The following is a 15,997-nucleotide window of genomic DNA, read 5'->3' on the forward strand; positions in this document are numbered from 1 at the left end:
ACCGGCTGCGGCTTCCGTGCGTGTAAACGGCCTACCCGGCTGCCGCGACCTCGCGGGCCGTGTCCGCGAGCCACGGCGGGGCGTCCCGGTCGAGCGCGCGCAGCGTGGACCGGAGGCGGACGCGGGTCCGGGACGACGTGACCGCCCGCAGGATCGGTTCGAGCCGGAACAGCGGCGCTTCAGCGTCTCGCCACGCCCCGAGCTGCACGAGGGCGGTCAGCTCCGCGAGCACGTTGCCGAACTCCCGCCGCCCGCCGCCGCCTCGGGAGCCCTCCGAACTCCGCTGGAGATGCGGCAGCGCCGACCGGGGGTCTCCGAGGCTCAGCAGCGCCTCACCGGTGTGCAGCTCCACTTCCGTGGTGTCGATCCACCACGTGAACGCCGGATCGTTGGCCTGTATCGAGTCCTGGAGCGCCCCCGTGGCCCGCTCCAGGGCGTCCAGGGCGCGCGCCCGATTCCCTGCCTGCGCGAGGCTCCGCGCGCGCCGCACGCGGGCCATGAGCGCCACACGGCCGGGCACCTCGCGGCCGGTCAGCATCTCGTCCGTGATCGCCATGGCCTCACCGGCCCGGCCGGTGTGCACGTCGATCATGGCGATCAGGTCCAGGATGAACCACTCCAGCGGACCGTCCCCGGCGAGGCGGGCCAGGGCGTGCGCCTCCGCGAGCGTGGCGCGCGCCTCGCGGAACCGGGCTGCGTCATGGAGCAGCCACCCGGCCACTTCCCCGATCTCCGCCACCTGGGCGAGGTGCTGCTTGTTGTCGCCCGTGATCCGGCCGCGTTCGCCCTCCCACACCTGCACGGCGGCGTCCGCCACGTGGTCCCCGCCGTGGCGGTTGTCGTGGGCGAGCAGCCACCCCACGGCGTCCTGCACGTAGGTGTCCGGCTCGCGGTCGCCGGAGTGGTCCGGTACGGACTCGCCCCGGGCCCGCACGGCTTGCCTCTCCAGGTCGTCCAGCGGCACCCCGAGCACCTGCGCGAGCGGAGGCAGCCACGCGTCCGGGATGCGCCCTCCGCGCTCCCACCGGGAGACCTCGTTGCGCGTCAGGGTGGTGATCCCGGCGGTGACGCACAGCCGGAGCGCCAACGAGCGCTGCGAGAGGCCCGCGCGCTTGCGCAGGCCCGCCAGATGAGCGCCGAACTGGGCGCGTCTCGCTTGGTCGTTCATGCAGTGCCTCCCTGCTACCAAGCTACCCGCGCCGGCCCCTCCCCTGGCCCCCCATGTGGCACCTCCCCCTGAACGGGGGCGCCGGTTACATGAGGGCACAGCGCCCCGGCGACCGTGCGACCGGCCCCGGGGCTTGGCCGATCTGAGAGAGCAGACCGACGTGCCGAAAACTACAACCTGGGCTCGCAGGACGGGGCACCCTGGGTACAGCGAAACCCTGCCCCGCCAGCCCGAGAGCGCGGCGCCTGCCCGGCGCCTGGTGCGCGTCGCCTGCACCGTCTGGGGGCTGGACGACTTAGCCGACGATGGCGCGGTGATCATGTCCGAGCTGGTGTCCAACGCCGTGCAGCACGCCCGGCGGGAGTCGATCCGGGTCCTGATCGACCGCCCCGGACCGGCACGTGTGCGCATCGGCGTCGTGGACTTCTCGAAGGCCCGGCCGGTGCGTCGGGAGCCCGGCGCCGGGGACGAAGGCGGGCGCGGCCTCGCGCTCGTGTCGGCGCTGGCCGAGGACTGGGGCAGCGAGCCGCTGCCGTGGGGGAAACGGGTGTGGGCGGAGCTGCACGGGAAGGGACACGGATGACCGGCGGGCAGGAGCGGCGCGCGTGGGTGGGCGACCTGGTCCATGACCAGGACACCGACCGGCGCGGGATCGTCGCGGACGTGCGCGGCGGCGCCACGTGGGTGCTGCGGCCGGAGTACGGGCCGGACCGGTGGACCTCGCAGCAGCCGGACCGGCTGCGGGTGATCAAGACCCGGGAAGAGAGGCTGCGGGAGCGGAGCGCCTGACGGCAGAAGCCCCGGCGCGGTGATGGTCACCGGCCGGGGCTTCGTCGTGTCACGAGGTGTCGCACTCTCTGCGGAGTGGGACGGCGTGAGCGCCGCTCACCTGGGAGTCCTCGGCACTGTCTGGACTGTGCGGAACCCCTCGGAAGGGTTCTATGACACCGGGGCCCCGAGCCGAGCTGCGGAATGCCTGCGCGGCATGCCGTCGGTCGCGCGCCGCTCATCGGGCGGCGACGCGCCGTACGTAGAGCGAGCAGACGACGGCGAGGAGGACGGCGGCGCCGAGGCACAGGAAGGTCTCGGTGAGGTGGAGGGGGAGGAACTGGGAGGGGCGGAGGTCCCTGCTGTACGGGCTCGTCACGCCGTGGGCGCGGAGGCAGGCGGACTGCGGGCTGTCGGCGTAGGGCTGCGGGCAGGGGATTCTGTCCGTCAGGCTGCCGTCGACGCGCAGGTAGCCGCCGTCGAGGTGCCAGGTGTTGGGCGGCAGCGGCGGGTAGTCCACGGTGGGGGCGGGACGGACCCCGGCCGGGAGCAGGTGGGGGCGCAGCCCTCTCAGGCCGGTCTGGAGCGCCCAGGCCGCCGCGGCTCCGATCGCGACGGCCGGGACGACGCGGCGCACCAGCAGTCCCGCGGTGGCTCCGGCCAGCAGGGCGAGCAGGAGGTGCGCGATCCCGACCGTGCCGGTGTAGGCGAAGAACGGCCAGTCGTCTCCGGCGGCGAGTTGTCGCCAGGCGATTCCTGAGGAACCGGTGGAGGCGCGCCCGTGCCAGACGGCGTACCACCACCAGCTGACGGGGGCGGTGACGAGGAGCGCGCCGGTCACGGTGACGGCGGCGGCGACGAGGAGTTTGCCGACGACCCACTCGGCGCGGCCGATGGACTGCGTCCAGGCGAGGCGGTGGACACCGCGTTCGATGTCCTGGGCGAACAGCGGGGCTCCGAGCAGGCCCGCGACCACCAGGGGGAGGCTGTTCAGCACGGAGGGGGCGCGGTCGAGGACCGTGCGTACGGCGTCCGGTACGGGCCGCCCGCAGTACGGGTCCGGGCCGCACGCCGCCGCGTAGGAGTCGACGGCGGTCACCAGCAGGTGGTGCTGCCGGACGGCCCAGGCTCCGGCGAGGGCGGCGAGCGCCAGCACCGTGAGGTGGAAGGCCCGGTGCTGGCGCCACGCCAGCCACAGGACTCCGGCGGGGCGTGGGAGCGGGAGAGGGATGTGCCGGGGGACGGTCCATCTGACGTAGCGGCCCGCGGTGCTCACGCGCCGCTCCCGTCGGCGGTGCTGCCGGAGTGGTCGGCCCCTCGCGCACCGGTCGCGCGGGCGGCGTCGGCCGGGGCGAGCAGGGGGGTGACGTCGGGGCTCCGGAGGTAGGCGAGGAGGATCTCGTCGAGCGCGGGCGGGGTGGCGTGCACGGCCGCGGGCAGCGAGGTCGGGAGCCGCAGGAGCGCGGCGGCGGTGCGGCCGGAGACGCGGGTCTCGACCACGGTGGCGCCGTCCGCGCCGAGGAGGTGCGGGAGCCGCGCACCCGGTCCGTCCAGGGAGTACGTGACCAGGGTGTGGGCCGCCTGCACGAAGTCCGTGTCGTCGGCGATCAGCATGCGGCCGCGGGCCATCACCAGGACGTAGTCGCAGACCAGGTGCAGCTCGGCGAGAATGTGCGACGACATCACCACGGTGGTGCCGTGTTCGGCGGCGGTCCGCATCAGGGCGGCCATCATCGCGTGCCGCCGCAGGGGGTCGAGGTCGGCCATCGGCTCGTCGAGGAGCAGCAGGTCGGGCCGCTTGCCGAGGGCCAGGGCCAGGGCGAGGCAGGTGCGCTGACCGCCGGAGAGCCTGCCGACCCGTACGCGGGTGGGGATGTCCGCCTCGCGGGTGAGGGCCCGGGCCTCGGCGTCGTCCCAGCCGGGGTTCAGCTCGCGGCCCAGCCGGAGGGTCTCGGCGACCGTGAAGCCGCCGTACAGGGGCCGGTCCTGGAGCAGGACGCCGACGCGGGGCAGGACATCGGCCGCGCCGGGTGGGTGCCCCAGTACCCGGAGCGTGCCCTCGGCGGGCGCGCGCAGACCGGCGGCCAGGGCGAGCAGGGACGTCTTCCCGTCGCCGTTGGGGCCGACGAGTCCGGCGATCCGGCCGCGCGGCAGCTCGAAGTCGCAGTGGCGCAGGGTCCAGCCGTCGTTCGCGCGCAGGCCGAGGTTCACCGCCCTGAGCGCCGGTGGCGGGGGATGCCCGTACGGGGCGTGGGTGCGCTCGGTCATCGGTCCTCGATCTGCCGTACGGGCGGCGTGGCCGCGCGGGGGTAGCACTCCTCCAGTTCCGCGGCGAGCAGCGCGGCGACGTCCTCGCGGTCGAGTCCGGCCTCGCGTGCCTGTGTCATCCAGGTCCGCAGTTCCTCGCGCAGCGGCGAGCCGCCCGCGGCGCCGGGTCGGGCGAGGGAGCGGCGGACGAAGGTCCCGACCCCCTGCCGGGAGTCGACGAGTCCCTCGCGCTCCAGCTCGCGGTAGGCCTTGAACACGGTGTTGGGGTTGATGGCCGTGGTGGCCACCACCTGGGCCGCCGTGGGCAGCTTGTCGCCGGGCGACAGGTGCCCCAGCCGCAGGGCCTGCCTGACCTGCTGCGCGATCTGCTGGTAGGCGGCCACGCCACTGTGCCGCTCGATGCGGAACTCCATGATTCCCCACATTCGATGAAGAGGTCGGCCCCCTGTCGATGCCGGGGCCGATGCTCTCTGCGCGGTACGGGGCGGGAACCGTACGGCTCTTCGGCCGCCGCCGTGACCTCGGGTCGTCCGTTGACAATACTCGGCACCCCTCCACATACTCACTTCCCTACATAACTAGTGAACCAGATGATGGGCGCGTCCCGCACCCCGTGCCGCCGACGCTCGCTCCCCCGCCGCCCGAAGCCCCCCTCGGCGCCCGCGGAGCCCCGGTCCCCGCTGGTCCGCAGGACAGGAGCGAGCACGTGCCGAACGTCGCCGTCAGGACCGGACACCTCCCGAAGCCCGCCGGTACGGCCCCGCCCCGCGCGGCTCCACCGGCGCACGGCGCCCGGCGCTCCGGCCTCGTCCGGCAGGCGGCCCTGCTGTCGCTGCTGGCGCTCTTCGTCCGGGCGCCGTCGTTCGCCCGGCCGTTCTGGAGCCCGGACGAGGGCTATCTCGGCACGGAGGCGGCCCTCCTGCGCGCGGGCGGCACGATGTACGGGGACGTCGTGGACCGCAAACCGCCGCTGGTGCCCTGGCTCTACGAGGCGAGCTTCGCCCTCGCGGGACCGCACGGGCTCTGGCTCGTACGCGTCCTCGCCGTCGCGGCGCTCGCGCTGACCGGGATACTGACCGCGCGGCTCGCGGAACGGTGGTGGGGGCGGTGGGCGGCGCTCCCGGCGGGGGTGCTGACGGTGGCGGGCACGGCCGCGCTTCCCGCGCCGGACGCGATGGCGGCGACCTTCGAGGTGTTCATGCTGCCCGCCACCGTCGCCGCGATGTACTTCGGGGCGCGTCGGCGCTACCTGTCGGCCGGGCTGGCCGTCGCCGTCGCCGCACTCACCAAGCAGGTCGGCCTCGCGCCGCTGCTGCCGCTGGCCGTGCAGATCCTCGCCGGGCACCGGCGGGCCCGCGGCGTGGCGGTCCTCCTGGCGGGGGCCGCCACGCCCCTGGCGGTGTGCGCCCTCGCCCTGGGCGTGCGGCCCTTCACGTTCTGGGTCTTCCTCTCCTCCGGCTCCTACGCCTCGTCACCCCCGGGGCTGGCGGAGACGGCCGCTCGCGCGGGCAACGCGCTGCTGTGCCTGCTCACCGCCTTCGCCCTCGCACTGCTGCTCGTGCCGCGGCTGCCGTGGCGGAACCCGGTGCGGCGCCGGTGCCTCAAGGCTCCTGCCGCACGTGACCGGGGCGCCGCCGTGCCTCCCCGGGACGAGGCACGGCGGGACGCCGCACGCGCGCTCGCGGGGTGGCTGCCCGCCTCGATGGCGGCCGTGGCCGTGGGCTGGCACTTCTACGGCCACTACTTCCTCCAGCTCACTCCCCCGCTGTCGCTCGGCTCGCTGTGGCTGGTGGACACCGTGCGACGCGCTGACGCCGCCGACCGCCGGACCTCCAGGGCCGGCGGGGCGGCGAGGACCGCGTCCGTGCTGGCGGTGGGGGCCGTCGTCGCGGCCGGGGTCTGGACGGCCGCCGCCTTCCACAGCGCGCCGCCCGGTCTGCCCAAGATGCTGCGCGTGGCCACCGCCGTCGCGGAGCGCACCACCCCTGAGCAGCGGGTGTTCCAGTGGGGCATGCATCCGGAGATCTACTGGCTCTCGGGGAGACTGCCGTCGAGCAGATACCTCACCGCGGGCCTCCTGACGAACTTCAGCGGCGGCGGTGACCCCGCCCGCGTGGGCCACCGCTACGCCGTGCCCGGCGCCTGGGACCGCTTCCGCGCCGAGTTGGCCGAGTCTCCGCCCTGTCTCGTCGTCGACGACTCCGCCGGAACCCCGTACCGCCTGGCGTCCTACCCGGAACTGCGGGATCTCCTCGCCCGCGACTACCGGCAGGTGGCGGTGGTGGACGGCGCGCGTCTGTACCAGCGGCACGCGTGCTGAACCGGCGCGCATGTGGGCTGAACCAGCGGCACGTGTGCTGAGCAGGCGACGGGTCGGTGGACAGGGGCAGCACGCTCACGCTCACCCCGTCGCGGACGTCGGCTCCTTCTCCGTCCGGCCGAGGTCACCGAGGCGGAGGGCATCCCTCATCGCGCCGAGCCGCGCGGTCGTGACCGGGGTCCGCACCCGAGCACCGTGCAGACGAACCGGGGGGACCGTGGCCGGCCGGGGGCCAGCGGGCCGCACGGCCTCCCGTCCCGCGCCCCGCACCGCGCCCCGTGACACCCCCGTGGCACCGCCGGGACGCCCCACCGGCCACCCCCACACCACCCGTGACTCATTTACGCCCTTGACGCATAGTCAGCGTTCCGTCGACCATTCAGCGCACGCATCACCCGCACAGCTCCAACGCCCCGCGGCGACCACGCCCGGGGCGTCTCGCACGTTTCCGTCCCATCCCTGTTCGGAATCCGGAGCCCCCACATGAACCTCTCCGTTCCCAGACGCGCCGCCGCCCTCGCCGCCGCGACCGCGCTGGCCCTCGCCGGATTCACCGGCGCCACCGCGAGCGCGGCCCCGTCGGCGGCCGTCGCCGCGCCCGACATCCCGCTGGCCAACGTCAAGCAGCACCTGGCCGACCTCCAGGCCATCGCGACCGCCAACGGCGGCAACCGGGCCCACGGCCGGACCGGCTACAAGGCGTCCGTCGACTTCGTGAAGGCCAAGCTGGACGCGGCCGGATTCACCACCACCGTCCAGCAGTTCACCTCCAGCGGCGCCACCGGCTACAACCTGATAGCCGACTGGCCGGGCGGCGACCCCAACCAGGTCCTGATGTCCGGCGCGCACCTCGACTCGGTGACCTCGGGCCCCGGCATCAACGACAACGGCTCCGGCTCGGCCGCCGTCCTGGAGACCGCGCTGGCCGTGTCCCGGGCGAACTTCCAGCCCACGAAGCACCTGCGCTTCGGCTGGTGGGGCGCCGAGGAGCTGGGCCTCGTCGGCTCCAAGTACTACGTGAACCAGCTGCCGACGACCGAACGGTCCAAGATCTCCGGGTACTTGAACTTCGACATGATCGGCTCGCCGAACCCGGGCTACTTCGTCTACGACGACGACCCGACGATCGAGCAGACCTTCAAGAGCTACTTCGCAGGCCTCGGCGTCCCCACCGAGATCGAGACCGAGGGCGACGGCCGCTCCGACCACGCCTCGTTCAAGAACGTCGGCATCCCGGTCGGCGGTCTGTTCACCGGCGCCAGCCGCGTCAAGTCCAGTGCCCAGGTGCAGAAGTGGGGCGGTACGGCGACCGCGTTCGACCGCTGCTACCACTCCTCCTGCGACACGACGGCGAACATCAACGACACCGCCCTCGACCGCAACAGCGACGCCATCGCGCACGCGGTCTGGACCCTGTCCGCGGGCACGACGACGCCGCCCGGCACGGTCTTCGAGAACACGGCCGACGTGGCCGTCCCGGACAACGGCGCCGCGGTCACCTCGACCGTCAACGTCACCGGCGTCCCCGGCAACGCGCCCGCCGCGCTCAAGGTCGACGTGGACATCGTCCACACCTACCGCGGTGACCTCGTCGTCGACCTCGTGGCCCCCGACGGCTCGGTCTACAACCTGCACAACCGGACCGGCGGCAGCGCCGACAACCTCGTCCAGTCGTACACGGTGAACGCCTCCTCCGAGGTCGCCGCCGGCGCGTGGAAGCTCCGCGTCCAGGACCGGGCCGCCGCCGACACCGGCTACATCAACGCGTTCCGCCTGACGTTCCCGTAACCCGGCGGCACCGGCCGGTCAGCACCCCACCCGCACCTCACGGCGCCGCACGTCCCCGGACGTGCGGCGCCGTCGCGCGTGCCCGCCGAGTGCCCGGCCGTCCCGCCATGGGGGTATCCCCAATGCTGCGCGCGGCGCGGCCGAACAGACTGGTCCGAGCACGAAGGGGAAGCACACGGGCGGCCTCCCGACGCGGTGGACGGCCGGGCAGGACCTGCCCGTCCGGCCGCGTCGGGGGTCGCCGGTCCGTACGTCCGGACGAGGGCCGTCCCGACCGGTCCGGGACGTACGGCAGCGCGCCCGCCGCCGGTCTGCGGCCCCGTGTCCACCGAGACCTTCCTCCGAGTGAGCAGGCGGTAGCGCGACATGAGTGACCTTCAGGACCTGGGCTACGGGCGTCAGTTCGCCGACTTCTACGACCGGCTCTTCCCTCCGGGCGACCTCACGGCGAAGTGGCTGGCGGCGCTGCACCCCGGCGACGGGACGCCGACCCTCGAACTCGGCGTCGGCACCGGGCGGGTGGCCCTCCCGCTGGCCGGGCTCGTCGGCGAGGTCGTCGGCGTCGACTCGTCGCCGGAGATGCTGGACGTCCTGCGCGCCGAACTGGCCCGCGCACCACGGCCGGTGACGTCGGTCCGCGGCGACATCCGCGACTACCGGAGCGAGCGGGGCGACCACGCCCACGGCCTCGTCCTGTGCGTGTGCGGCACGCTGTCGATGCTGCTCGACCCGGAGGAGCAGCGGCGGGTGCTGGAGACCTGCGCGGCGGCCCTCGCCCCGGGCGGCGCCGTCGTCGTCGAGACGCACAACCCGGCGTTCGTCGAGGAGATGCACGAAGGGCGCGTCCGGGACACGTACTTCGTGCCGTGCGGACCCGACGCGGGCCTCCAGACGTACTCCCTGCTCAACACCGAGCTGCGGATGTGGCAGCTCTCCCACATCTGGCACGAGGGCGGCGGCACCCGCCTCGCGCACGAGGTCAGCCGGCTCACCGGGCCGGAGGAGATCGACGCGTACGCCGCGCGCGCCGGACTGCGCCTGGAGGCCCGCTACGGCGACTGGCACGGGACGCCCTTCACCGGCCGCGAGCCGATGACGGTCGGCGTGTACCGCGCCGCCCGGGACCAGTGAGGACAGCGCCGATGACGACCAGCACCCACCCCGGCCCCGTCCCGCCGCAGGCGGAGGACACGCCTCCCGCGCCGGCCGCGGACACCCCCGCCGCCGCGGCCCCCGGTGAGGCGGCGCCGCCTTCCCTGCGGGAGTCGTTCGCCGCGTTCCGCGGCCATGTCCGCCCGCACTGGCGGGAGATCGCCTTCGCCGCGTTCCTCCTGGTGGGCGCGGGCGTCCTCGGGCTGCTCCAGCCGCTCGCGGTGCGGGACCTGCTCACGGCGTACGCGCGGGGCGGCGACGTGACGCCGGTCCTGCTGCGGCTCGTGGCGCTCGTCCTGGTGGCCGCCGCCGCCCTCGCCGTCGGCGACTTCGTGCTGCTGCGGGCCGCCGAGCGGGTGGTGCTCGCCGGGCGGAGCGGCCTGGTGCGGCACATCCTGCGGCTGCCGATGGGCGCGATGCGGCGGCAGGCCCCCGGCGATCTGCTGTCGCGCGCCGCGGGCGACACCGCGCTGCTGCGGCAGATCGTCACCCAGACCCTGGTGCAGGCCCTCACCGGCGTGGTGATGATCGTCGGCACGCTGGTGATGATGGCGATCGTCGACCCCGAACTCCTCGCCGTCACCGTCGGCGTGGTCGTCCTGCTCACGGCGTCCGTCGGGCTGGTCATGCCGCGTATCCGGCGGGCCGCGCTCAGCGCGCAGGAGGCGGTCGGCGCGATGGGCGCGGCGCTGGAGCGGGCGCTCAGCGCGTTCACCACCGTCAAGGCGTCCGGCACCGAGGAGGCCGAGGCCCGGCGCGTGGACAGCGCCGCGCGGAAGGCGTACGAGCAGGGGGTCGTCCTGGCCCGCTGGGGGTCGGTGGCGGGCACCGCCGCCGGACTCGCCGTGCAGATCGCGTTCCTGGTCGTGCTCGGCGTGGGCGGCGCGCGCGTCAGCAGCGGCGCCATCTCGGTCGCGACACTCACCGCGTTCCTGCTGTACGTCCTCTACCTCGCCCAGCCCGTCATGTCGCTCACCGACGTCGGAACGTACTTCCAGGCCGCGCGGGCCGCCGTGCAGCGCCTGTCCGAGGTGACGTCGCTGCCCGTGGAGCCGGTGGGCGCGGGGGCACCCCTCGCGTCGGTGCCGCCGCTGCCGGGCGCGGCGGGCGGGGCGGCGACGCTCGCGTTCGAGGGGGTCACGTTCACCCATCCGGGCCGGACCGTGCCCGCCCTCGACGGCCTCGACCTGCGGCTGCCCGCGACCGGTCTGACCGCGCTCGTCGGCCCGTCCGGCGCGGGCAAGACCACCGCCCTCAGCCTGATCGAACGGTTCTACGACCCCGACCGCGGCCATGTCCTGCTGGACGGCCGCGACTTGCGCGACTGGCCGCTCAACACCCTGCGCGCCTCCATCGGTTACGTCGAGCAGGACACCCCCGTCCTGGCCGGGACCCTGCGCGACAACCTCGCCTACGCCGCCCCCGCCGCCACGGACGAGGAGCTGCGGGAGGCGCTGGCCACGACGCGGCTGCTGCCCCTGCTCGACCGGCTGGGCGGCGACCTGGACGCCGCGATCGACCACCACGGTGCCTCGCTGTCCGGCGGCGAGCGCCAGCGGATCGCCATCGCGCGCGCCCTGCTGCGCCGCCCCCGGCTGCTGCTGCTCGACGAGGCCACCTCGCAGCTCGACGCCGTCAACGAGGCCGCGCTGCGCGAGGTCGTCGCGGAGCTGGCCACCCGGACGACGGTCCTGGTGGTGGCGCACCGGCTGTCCACGGTCCGCTCCGCCGACCGGATCGCCGTCCTCCAGGACGGGCGGCTGCGCGCCCTCGGCACCCACACCGACCTGCTGCGCGACGACAGCCTCTACGCCGAACTCGCCTCCCACCAGCTCCTCGCCTGAGCACACGCACAGCGGCCCGGGACCGTACCCCCGTGGGGGGGCGTACGGTCCCGGGCCGCTGTGCGCCGTCCCCGGAAGCCGGGGGGCGTGTTCAGACGTCGACCGCGCCCCCGCTGCCGGGGAGGTCGCCGCCGCCGGCGAAGACGAACGGGACGCCCGCCGCGAACCGGGGCGCGGGACGGTCCATGAGCTGGAAGTGGAGGTGCGGCTCGCCGGAGTTGCCCGAGTTGCCGCAGCGGGCGAGGAGTTCGCCTCGGCGCACCCGCTGCCCCGGCCGGACGACGGCGGAGCCCCGGCGCAGGTGCGCGAGGACGGCGTACACGCCGTCGCCGAGGTCGAGGACCACGTGGTTGCCGAGGACGCGGCGGGCCCCGCCCGCCTCCCGGAACGGCGCCTCGGCCGCCATCAGCAGGAGCGCCGCCCGGCTCGACCGGCTGCGGTGATCCCGTACGCCGTCCCGGACGGTGACCACGACCGCGTCGTCGGGCGCGACGAGGGGCCGCCCGTACGCGGGGAAGTCGGCCGGGGGACGGAAGGCGCGCCCGGCGCCGAACGCGGGACGGCCGCCGTCCGCGGGGTCGTGCACCAGGTCGACGGCGTACGTCTGCCCCCAGGCGTGGGTGCCGTGGCTCGGGACCCGGTCGGCGGGGCTGTTGAGGACCGTCCAGCGGCCTTCGACCGGCGGGCGCACCGGGCGTGCCGCGCGGCCGGAGGCGGTGGGGACAGCGGCGAGCGCCGCCCCCGTGACGAGCAGGGCGGCGCCGGTGAACAGCAGGACGGGGACCAGGGACGCGGCGGGCGGGGGCAGCGCGGACGCCGCGAGGACCCCGGCCGCGAGGAGCGGCGGACCCGCGGCGGAGGCGACGCCCCGCACGCGGACGGCCGTACGCGGGCGGGACGGGCGCGGGCGGGGTGCGCCGTCCGGGGCCGGAGCCCGGCTCATCCGGCGTCCCCCGGCGCGGGGGCGGCGGCGTCCCCGGCGGTGTAGGGGTCTGCCCCGTCGAGGGGGACGAACGGTGACACGAACAGGTAGTCGGGTTCCTGCTCCTGGTCGTGGCCGGTGTGCCGGGCGACCAGGAACTGGAAGCCCCGGGGCAGCCGTCCGGCGTGCTCGGCGCGGACGGCGCGCTCGGTGAAGTCGCTCAGCATCCGGTACGACGGGAAGCGCGAAAGGTCCAGCCCCGGCCGGGACATGAGGATGATCAGCTCGGAGCAGATGTCGAACAGGGCCTTCTCGCGGCGCCGTCCGGGGAACCAGGCGGCGTGCCGCCACAGCCGGGGCGCGACGGCCGAGGTCTCGGCCCACGGGGTCTGCTCGCCGTCCTCGGTGAGCACGCGGTGCAGGACGTGGAAGTCGTGCTGGGCCGGTTCGGGCGCGAAGAAACGCCAGTTGGGGATGGTCAGTCCGGCCCGGTCGAGGTCGCGGACACGGTCGAAGGCCCGGTTGGGGTGCTGCCCGGTCACGGTCGCCCCGAACCACAGCGCGAGACCGCCGAGCACCAGCAGGGTGAGGGGCCCGCGGCCGGTGTCCGGCGCGTTGTTCAGGTGGGTGGCCTTCAAGTGGGCGGTCTTCAAGTGGGCGCCGTTCATGGGGCCTTCGTCCCTTCGTCGTCGCGGTCACCGCTGTTCTCGGGGTGCCGGAAGGTGCTCGACTCCCGCTCGGGACGGTCGAGTTCGTCGGTGAAGGCGGTGACGAGCTTCACGACGTGCTCGGCGGCCTCCCGGACGCTGAGGAGCCCGTCGTGGTCCACGCCCTCGACGACCTGTCGCACGGAACCCCGCGCGGCTCCGGCCAACTCGTCGTGCAGTTCGGTCTGTACGGGGTCCTGGACGCCGGTGAGTCCGGCCGTGAGCACCAGCGCGGGCGCGTCGATCCGCGGCAGCCTGCCCTCGCACGCCTCGAAGTCCTCCTGCGCGGCCCGCCATTCACGGCGCGCGGTCCGCCACATCCGGGCGTCCCGGTACTGGGCGGCCATCAACGTCCGTACGTCGTCCGGCATCCGGTCCACCCAGTCGGGGCGCTTCATCAGCGCGCCCAGGCCGAAGGAGAGGGAGAGCGGCAGCAGGGCGAGGGTGCCGCTGAGTGAGGCGGCGCCCTGGGCCTGCTGCTCGGAGCGGCGCAACTGGGCGGGGTGGCTGGAGTCGAGGAGGACGATCCCGCGCACCTGGCCGGGGAGCAGCGCGGCGGCCTTGAGGGCGAGGTAGCCGCCGAGGGAGTGGCCGACGAGGACGACGGGGCGGTCGCCCGCCACGTGCCGGACGAGGTCGGTGAGGTCGTCCACGGCCGTGTCGAGCCGGTAGTCGTCGCCGCCCGCGTAGGTGCTCGGGCCGTATCCGGCACGGTGGTAGGTGACCACGCGGTGGTGCTCGCCGAGGGCCCGGGTGATCCACTCCCAGTGCTCGGCGGACGCGACGAGGGCGTTCTCCAGGACGAACAGGGGGCGTTCCGGGGCCGGTTCACCGGCGGACTGCGGGTCGGTCCCGGTGCCGGTGATCCGGTAGCGGAGGGTGTTCCCGGCGGAGGTGGTCACGGTCCGTTCGTCGCGGCGGCCCGCGGTGACCAGGCGGGCCCGGTGGGCCGACGCCAGCAGCGCGCCGCCGAGGGCCGCCGCGAGGAGGCCGCCCGCGACCACCGGCAGGGCGTCGTCGCGCCGGTACGTCCGCCCGTCGGCGCCGGTCCGCTCGCGGGGCCCGCTGGCGTAGAGCACCGCGGGGTGCATCGCGGCGAACGACCAGACGAACCGGCCGAGCCCCATGAGCCGCGCGTTGACGACGTGGAATGCGCCGACCGACCCGATCACGAGGTGCGCCGGACGGCCCCGGCCGAGGAACACCACCGGGAACGCCGACTCCAGCGCGAGGACCCCGGCGCACAGCGCCTGCGTGAGGCGCGGCCGGTCGCGGAGGAACTCCCAGGTGGCGCGGTCGCCGTAGGTGAGGGTGCGCATCACTCCGGGGAGGGCCCGGCCGCTGCGCCAGGTCGGGCTGACGAGCTTGACCCAGCCGGAGACGCTGTAGGAGAGCGTCGACTGGAGGGCGAGGAACCACAGGCAGGCGTCGACGAGTTGGGGGCGGCGCTCGCCCGCGCGGGCCACGGTGGCGGCGGTCTGGACGAGGAACGACACCTGGTCGGAGCCGTCGGTGCCGTAGAGGTTGCGGGGGTGCAGGGCGAGCGAGGTGGCGGAGAGGACCGCGTTGGCGGCGAGCCGCACCGGCCGGGGCGTCGGGGCCAGCAGGCTGACGGCGGCGCCGACCCGGACCAGGTTGAGGGCCTTGGTCGTCCGCCGGTCGCCGAGGGCGTCGAGGACCTTGCGCAACCGCGGCGACGTGGCGGCGAAATTGGCGCGGGTCACCGCCCAGTTGTTGAGGCCGCCCGGCTCGCGGTCGCTCTCCGCCGCGAGGTATTCGAGACTGGACACCAGGTGGGTGACGGCGCTGAGCCGCTCGGTGAGCGCCAGGGCCGTGGACCGGTCGACGTCGGGCGGGGACAGGACGGTGCGGATCAGCTTCGGCAGCCGCGCCATGGGCGGCCTCCTTCCGGTCGTACGGGATCGGCGGCGATCCGGAGACCGGCGCGCGGGGGCGGGGTGCCGGCCGTCCGACGGCTCCGGTACGGAGACGCCGGACGGCCGGGGAGGGCGAGTCGGATGCTTCAGAGCAGGATTCTCGGGATAACCCGGAAGACGCCCTAGCGCTCCCGGGGCCGGGTGGGACCACCGAGGGCCTGGCCGACGCCGTAACCGAGGGCGAACGCGGCGACGGCCACGGCGGGGGTGGCCATGACGGGCGTCATCGCACCGTCCTTGCGGGCCTCCGCGGTGAGGAGCGGCAGGGCGGCGAGGTCGCCGCTGGAGTTCGCGCGGTCGGCGAGGGTGAGCATGAAGTCCTCCTGTTGCTGGACAGGTCGAGGTACGCACGAAGGAGACGTGCGTGAGGGAAGGGCGGGGAAGGGCCGGTCAGGTCCGGACGATCCCGGCGACTGCGGCTCCGCGCTTCGCGGAAGCACGGAGCCGGAGCCGGAGCGCGATGCGAAAGTGGCGGCGGGAGTGCGTCCAGGCGTCGCGCGGCAGACGGGAACTGTCAGTCAGGCCTAGCGCTCCCGGGGCCGGGTGGGGCCACCGAGGGCCTGGCCGACGCCGTAGCCGACGGCGAACGCGGCGGCGAAACCGCCGACGACGCCGATGGCCGCGTTCGCACCGGCGGCGGCGACCGCGATGGGGGTGGCCATGACGGGCGTCACCGCACCGTCCTTGCGGGCCTCGACGGAGAGGAGCGGCAGGGCGGCGAGGTCACCGCTGACGTTCGCGCGGTCGGCGAGGGTGAGCATGAAGTCCTCCTGGGTCGGGACAGGTCGAGGTGCGTACGCGAAGGCGTGCGCGAGGGACATGCGCAGGGGGAAGGCCGGGAAGGGCCGGTCCGGGGCGGGCCCGGACCCGGTCCGGGGCGGGCCCGGTGGCTCTAGCGCTCCTTGGGCCGGGTGGAGCCGCCGTTGGCGTACCCCACGTACACACCGGCGGCGAAGCCGGCCATGGTCACGGCGAACGCGACCGTCGCCGGGGTGGCCAGGACCGGGGTGAGGCTGTTCATCCCGCGCGCCGGGGCGTCGGGGCTCAGGTCGCCGAAGAGTTCCGGCGAGACCGCGTTGGTGCGGTCCGCTATCGCGTGCATGACGGATTCCTTCTCTCGGAG

General features: G+C 74.8%; 16 protein-coding genes. 6 read left to right on the top strand and 10 right to left on the bottom strand.

Features of this window, described 5'->3' with window-relative positions; all coding sequences use genetic code 11:
* Positions 1–31: 31 nt before the first annotated feature.
* Positions 32–1,168 carry a helix-turn-helix domain-containing protein gene (locus tag ACIQPQ_RS19655; protein ID WP_401305421.1) on the bottom strand — a complete coding sequence of 379 codons (1,137 nt, stop codon included), beginning with the start codon at positions 1,166–1,168 and terminating at the stop codon, positions 32–34.
* Positions 1,169–1,328: 160 nt separating this feature from the next.
* Here ACIQPQ_RS19655 and ACIQPQ_RS19660 point away from each other — a divergent pair, with 160 nt between their 5' ends.
* Together ACIQPQ_RS19660 and ACIQPQ_RS19665 are read left to right on the top strand one after the other, a co-directional pair.
* A complete protein-coding gene (locus ACIQPQ_RS19660) occupies positions 1,329–1,751 on the top strand; it encodes an ATP-binding protein (RefSeq protein WP_401305895.1) in 423 nt (140 codons plus the stop codon).
* On the top strand, positions 1,748–1,957 hold the full coding sequence (locus ACIQPQ_RS19665) for a hypothetical protein (RefSeq protein WP_401305423.1): 210 nt from the start codon (positions 1,748–1,750) through the stop codon (positions 1,955–1,957). The genes ACIQPQ_RS19660 and ACIQPQ_RS19665 overlap by 4 nt, the downstream gene beginning before the upstream one ends.
* 217 nt (positions 1,958–2,174) lie before the next feature.
* Here ACIQPQ_RS19665 and ACIQPQ_RS19670 read toward each other — a convergent pair whose 3' ends face one another.
* Genes ACIQPQ_RS19670 through ACIQPQ_RS19680 form a run of 3 tightly spaced genes read right to left on the bottom strand, consistent with a single transcriptional unit; the run spans position 2,175 to position 4,617 of the window.
* Positions 2,175–3,212, bottom strand: coding sequence for a cell wall protein (locus tag ACIQPQ_RS19670; RefSeq protein ID WP_401305425.1), 1,038 nt, complete (start codon positions 3,210–3,212; stop codon positions 2,175–2,177).
* Positions 3,209–4,147 carry an ATP-binding cassette domain-containing protein gene (locus ACIQPQ_RS19675; protein ID WP_401305896.1) on the bottom strand — a complete coding sequence of 313 codons (939 nt, stop codon included), beginning with the start codon at positions 4,145–4,147 and terminating at the stop codon, positions 3,209–3,211. Before ACIQPQ_RS19675 ends, ACIQPQ_RS19670 begins: the two co-directional genes overlap by 4 nt.
* A 53-nt stretch (positions 4,148–4,200) precedes the next feature.
* Positions 4,201–4,617 carry a GntR family transcriptional regulator gene (locus tag ACIQPQ_RS19680; protein WP_401305427.1) on the bottom strand — a complete coding sequence of 139 codons (417 nt, stop codon included), beginning with the start codon at positions 4,615–4,617 and terminating at the stop codon, positions 4,201–4,203.
* 293 nt (positions 4,618–4,910) lie between these two features.
* On the opposite strand from ACIQPQ_RS19680, the gene ACIQPQ_RS19685 reads away from it, so the two are divergent.
* The 4 genes from ACIQPQ_RS19685 (at position 4,911) to ACIQPQ_RS19700 (ending at position 11,308) form a co-directional block, all read left to right on the top strand.
* On the top strand, positions 4,911–6,524 hold the full coding sequence (locus ACIQPQ_RS19685; protein WP_401305429.1) for an ArnT family glycosyltransferase: 1,614 nt from the start codon (positions 4,911–4,913) through the stop codon (positions 6,522–6,524).
* Between the two features lie 483 nt (positions 6,525–7,007).
* Positions 7,008–8,312: a M28 family metallopeptidase gene (locus ACIQPQ_RS19690; protein WP_401305430.1), complete on the top strand. Its 1,305-nt coding sequence runs from the start codon at positions 7,008–7,010 to the stop codon at positions 8,310–8,312.
* Positions 8,313–8,678: 366 nt separating this feature from the next.
* Positions 8,679–9,443, top strand: a complete 765-nt coding sequence (locus tag ACIQPQ_RS19695; protein ID WP_401305432.1) for a class I SAM-dependent methyltransferase — start codon at positions 8,679–8,681, stop codon at positions 9,441–9,443.
* An 11-nt stretch (positions 9,444–9,454) separates the two neighbouring features.
* A complete protein-coding gene (locus tag ACIQPQ_RS19700; protein WP_401305434.1) occupies positions 9,455–11,308 on the top strand; it encodes an ABC transporter ATP-binding protein in 1,854 nt (617 codons plus the stop codon).
* Between the two features lie 91 nt (positions 11,309–11,399).
* On the opposite strand, the gene ACIQPQ_RS19705 is transcribed toward ACIQPQ_RS19700, so the two are convergent.
* The 6 genes from ACIQPQ_RS19705 to ACIQPQ_RS19730 form a co-directional block, all read right to left on the bottom strand.
* Entirely contained in the window at positions 11,400–12,251 is an 852-nt protein-coding gene (locus ACIQPQ_RS19705; RefSeq protein WP_401305436.1) for a M23 family metallopeptidase, read from the bottom strand.
* On the bottom strand, positions 12,248–12,898 hold the full coding sequence (locus tag ACIQPQ_RS19710) for a DUF5819 family protein (protein WP_401305437.1): 651 nt from the start codon (positions 12,896–12,898) through the stop codon (positions 12,248–12,250). The genes ACIQPQ_RS19705 and ACIQPQ_RS19710 overlap by 4 nt, the downstream gene beginning before the upstream one ends.
* On the bottom strand, positions 12,895–14,832 hold the full coding sequence (locus ACIQPQ_RS19715) for an alpha/beta fold hydrolase (protein ID WP_401305439.1): 1,938 nt from the start codon (positions 14,830–14,832) through the stop codon (positions 12,895–12,897). The genes ACIQPQ_RS19710 and ACIQPQ_RS19715 overlap by 4 nt, the downstream gene beginning before the upstream one ends.
* A gap of 164 nt (positions 14,833–14,996) precedes the next feature.
* A complete protein-coding gene (locus ACIQPQ_RS19720; protein WP_401305441.1) occupies positions 14,997–15,188 on the bottom strand; it encodes a hypothetical protein in 192 nt (63 codons plus the stop codon).
* Between the two features lie 210 nt (positions 15,189–15,398).
* Entirely contained in the window at positions 15,399–15,695 is a 297-nt protein-coding gene (locus tag ACIQPQ_RS19725; protein WP_401305443.1) for a hypothetical protein, read from the bottom strand.
* 71 nt (positions 15,696–15,766) lie between these two features.
* Entirely contained in the window at positions 15,767–15,976 is a 210-nt protein-coding gene (locus ACIQPQ_RS19730; RefSeq protein WP_383777231.1) for a hypothetical protein, read from the bottom strand.
* Positions 15,977–15,997: the final 21 nt, after the last annotated feature.

It is taken from the genome of Streptomyces sp. NPDC091281 (assembly GCF_044757425.1).
Taxonomy (GTDB): domain Bacteria; phylum Actinomycetota; class Actinomycetes; order Streptomycetales; family Streptomycetaceae; genus Streptomyces.

Excerpts from the sequence above, each read along its gene's own strand:
- ACIQPQ_RS19655 (WP_401305421.1), bottom strand. The coding sequence starts at position 1,168 with ATGAACGACCAAGCGAGACGCGCCCAGTTCGGCGCTCATCTGGCGGGC.
- ACIQPQ_RS19665 (WP_401305423.1), top strand. The coding sequence starts at position 1,748 with ATGACCGGCGGGCAGGAGCGGCGCGCGTGGGTGGGCGACCTGGTCCAT.
- ACIQPQ_RS19680 (WP_401305427.1), bottom strand. The coding sequence starts at position 4,617 with ATGGAGTTCCGCATCGAGCGGCACAGTGGCGTGGCCGCCTACCAGCAG.
- ACIQPQ_RS19690 (WP_401305430.1), top strand. The coding sequence starts at position 7,008 with ATGAACCTCTCCGTTCCCAGACGCGCCGCCGCCCTCGCCGCCGCGACC.
- ACIQPQ_RS19695 (WP_401305432.1), top strand. The coding sequence starts at position 8,679 with ATGAGTGACCTTCAGGACCTGGGCTACGGGCGTCAGTTCGCCGACTTC.
- ACIQPQ_RS19700 (WP_401305434.1), top strand. The coding sequence starts at position 9,455 with ATGACGACCAGCACCCACCCCGGCCCCGTCCCGCCGCAGGCGGAGGAC.
- ACIQPQ_RS19705 (WP_401305436.1), bottom strand. The coding sequence starts at position 12,251 with ATGAGCCGGGCTCCGGCCCCGGACGGCGCACCCCGCCCGCGCCCGTCC.
- ACIQPQ_RS19710 (WP_401305437.1), bottom strand. The coding sequence starts at position 12,898 with ATGAACGGCGCCCACTTGAAGACCGCCCACTTGAAGGCCACCCACCTG.
- ACIQPQ_RS19715 (WP_401305439.1), bottom strand. The coding sequence starts at position 14,832 with ATGGCGCGGCTGCCGAAGCTGATCCGCACCGTCCTGTCCCCGCCCGAC.
- ACIQPQ_RS19720 (WP_401305441.1), bottom strand. The coding sequence starts at position 15,188 with ATGCTCACCCTCGCCGACCGCGCGAACTCCAGCGGCGACCTCGCCGCC.
- ACIQPQ_RS19725 (WP_401305443.1), bottom strand. The coding sequence starts at position 15,695 with ATGTCCCTCGCGCACGCCTTCGCGTACGCACCTCGACCTGTCCCGACC.
- ACIQPQ_RS19730 (WP_383777231.1), bottom strand. The coding sequence starts at position 15,976 with ATGCACGCGATAGCGGACCGCACCAACGCGGTCTCGCCGGAACTCTTC.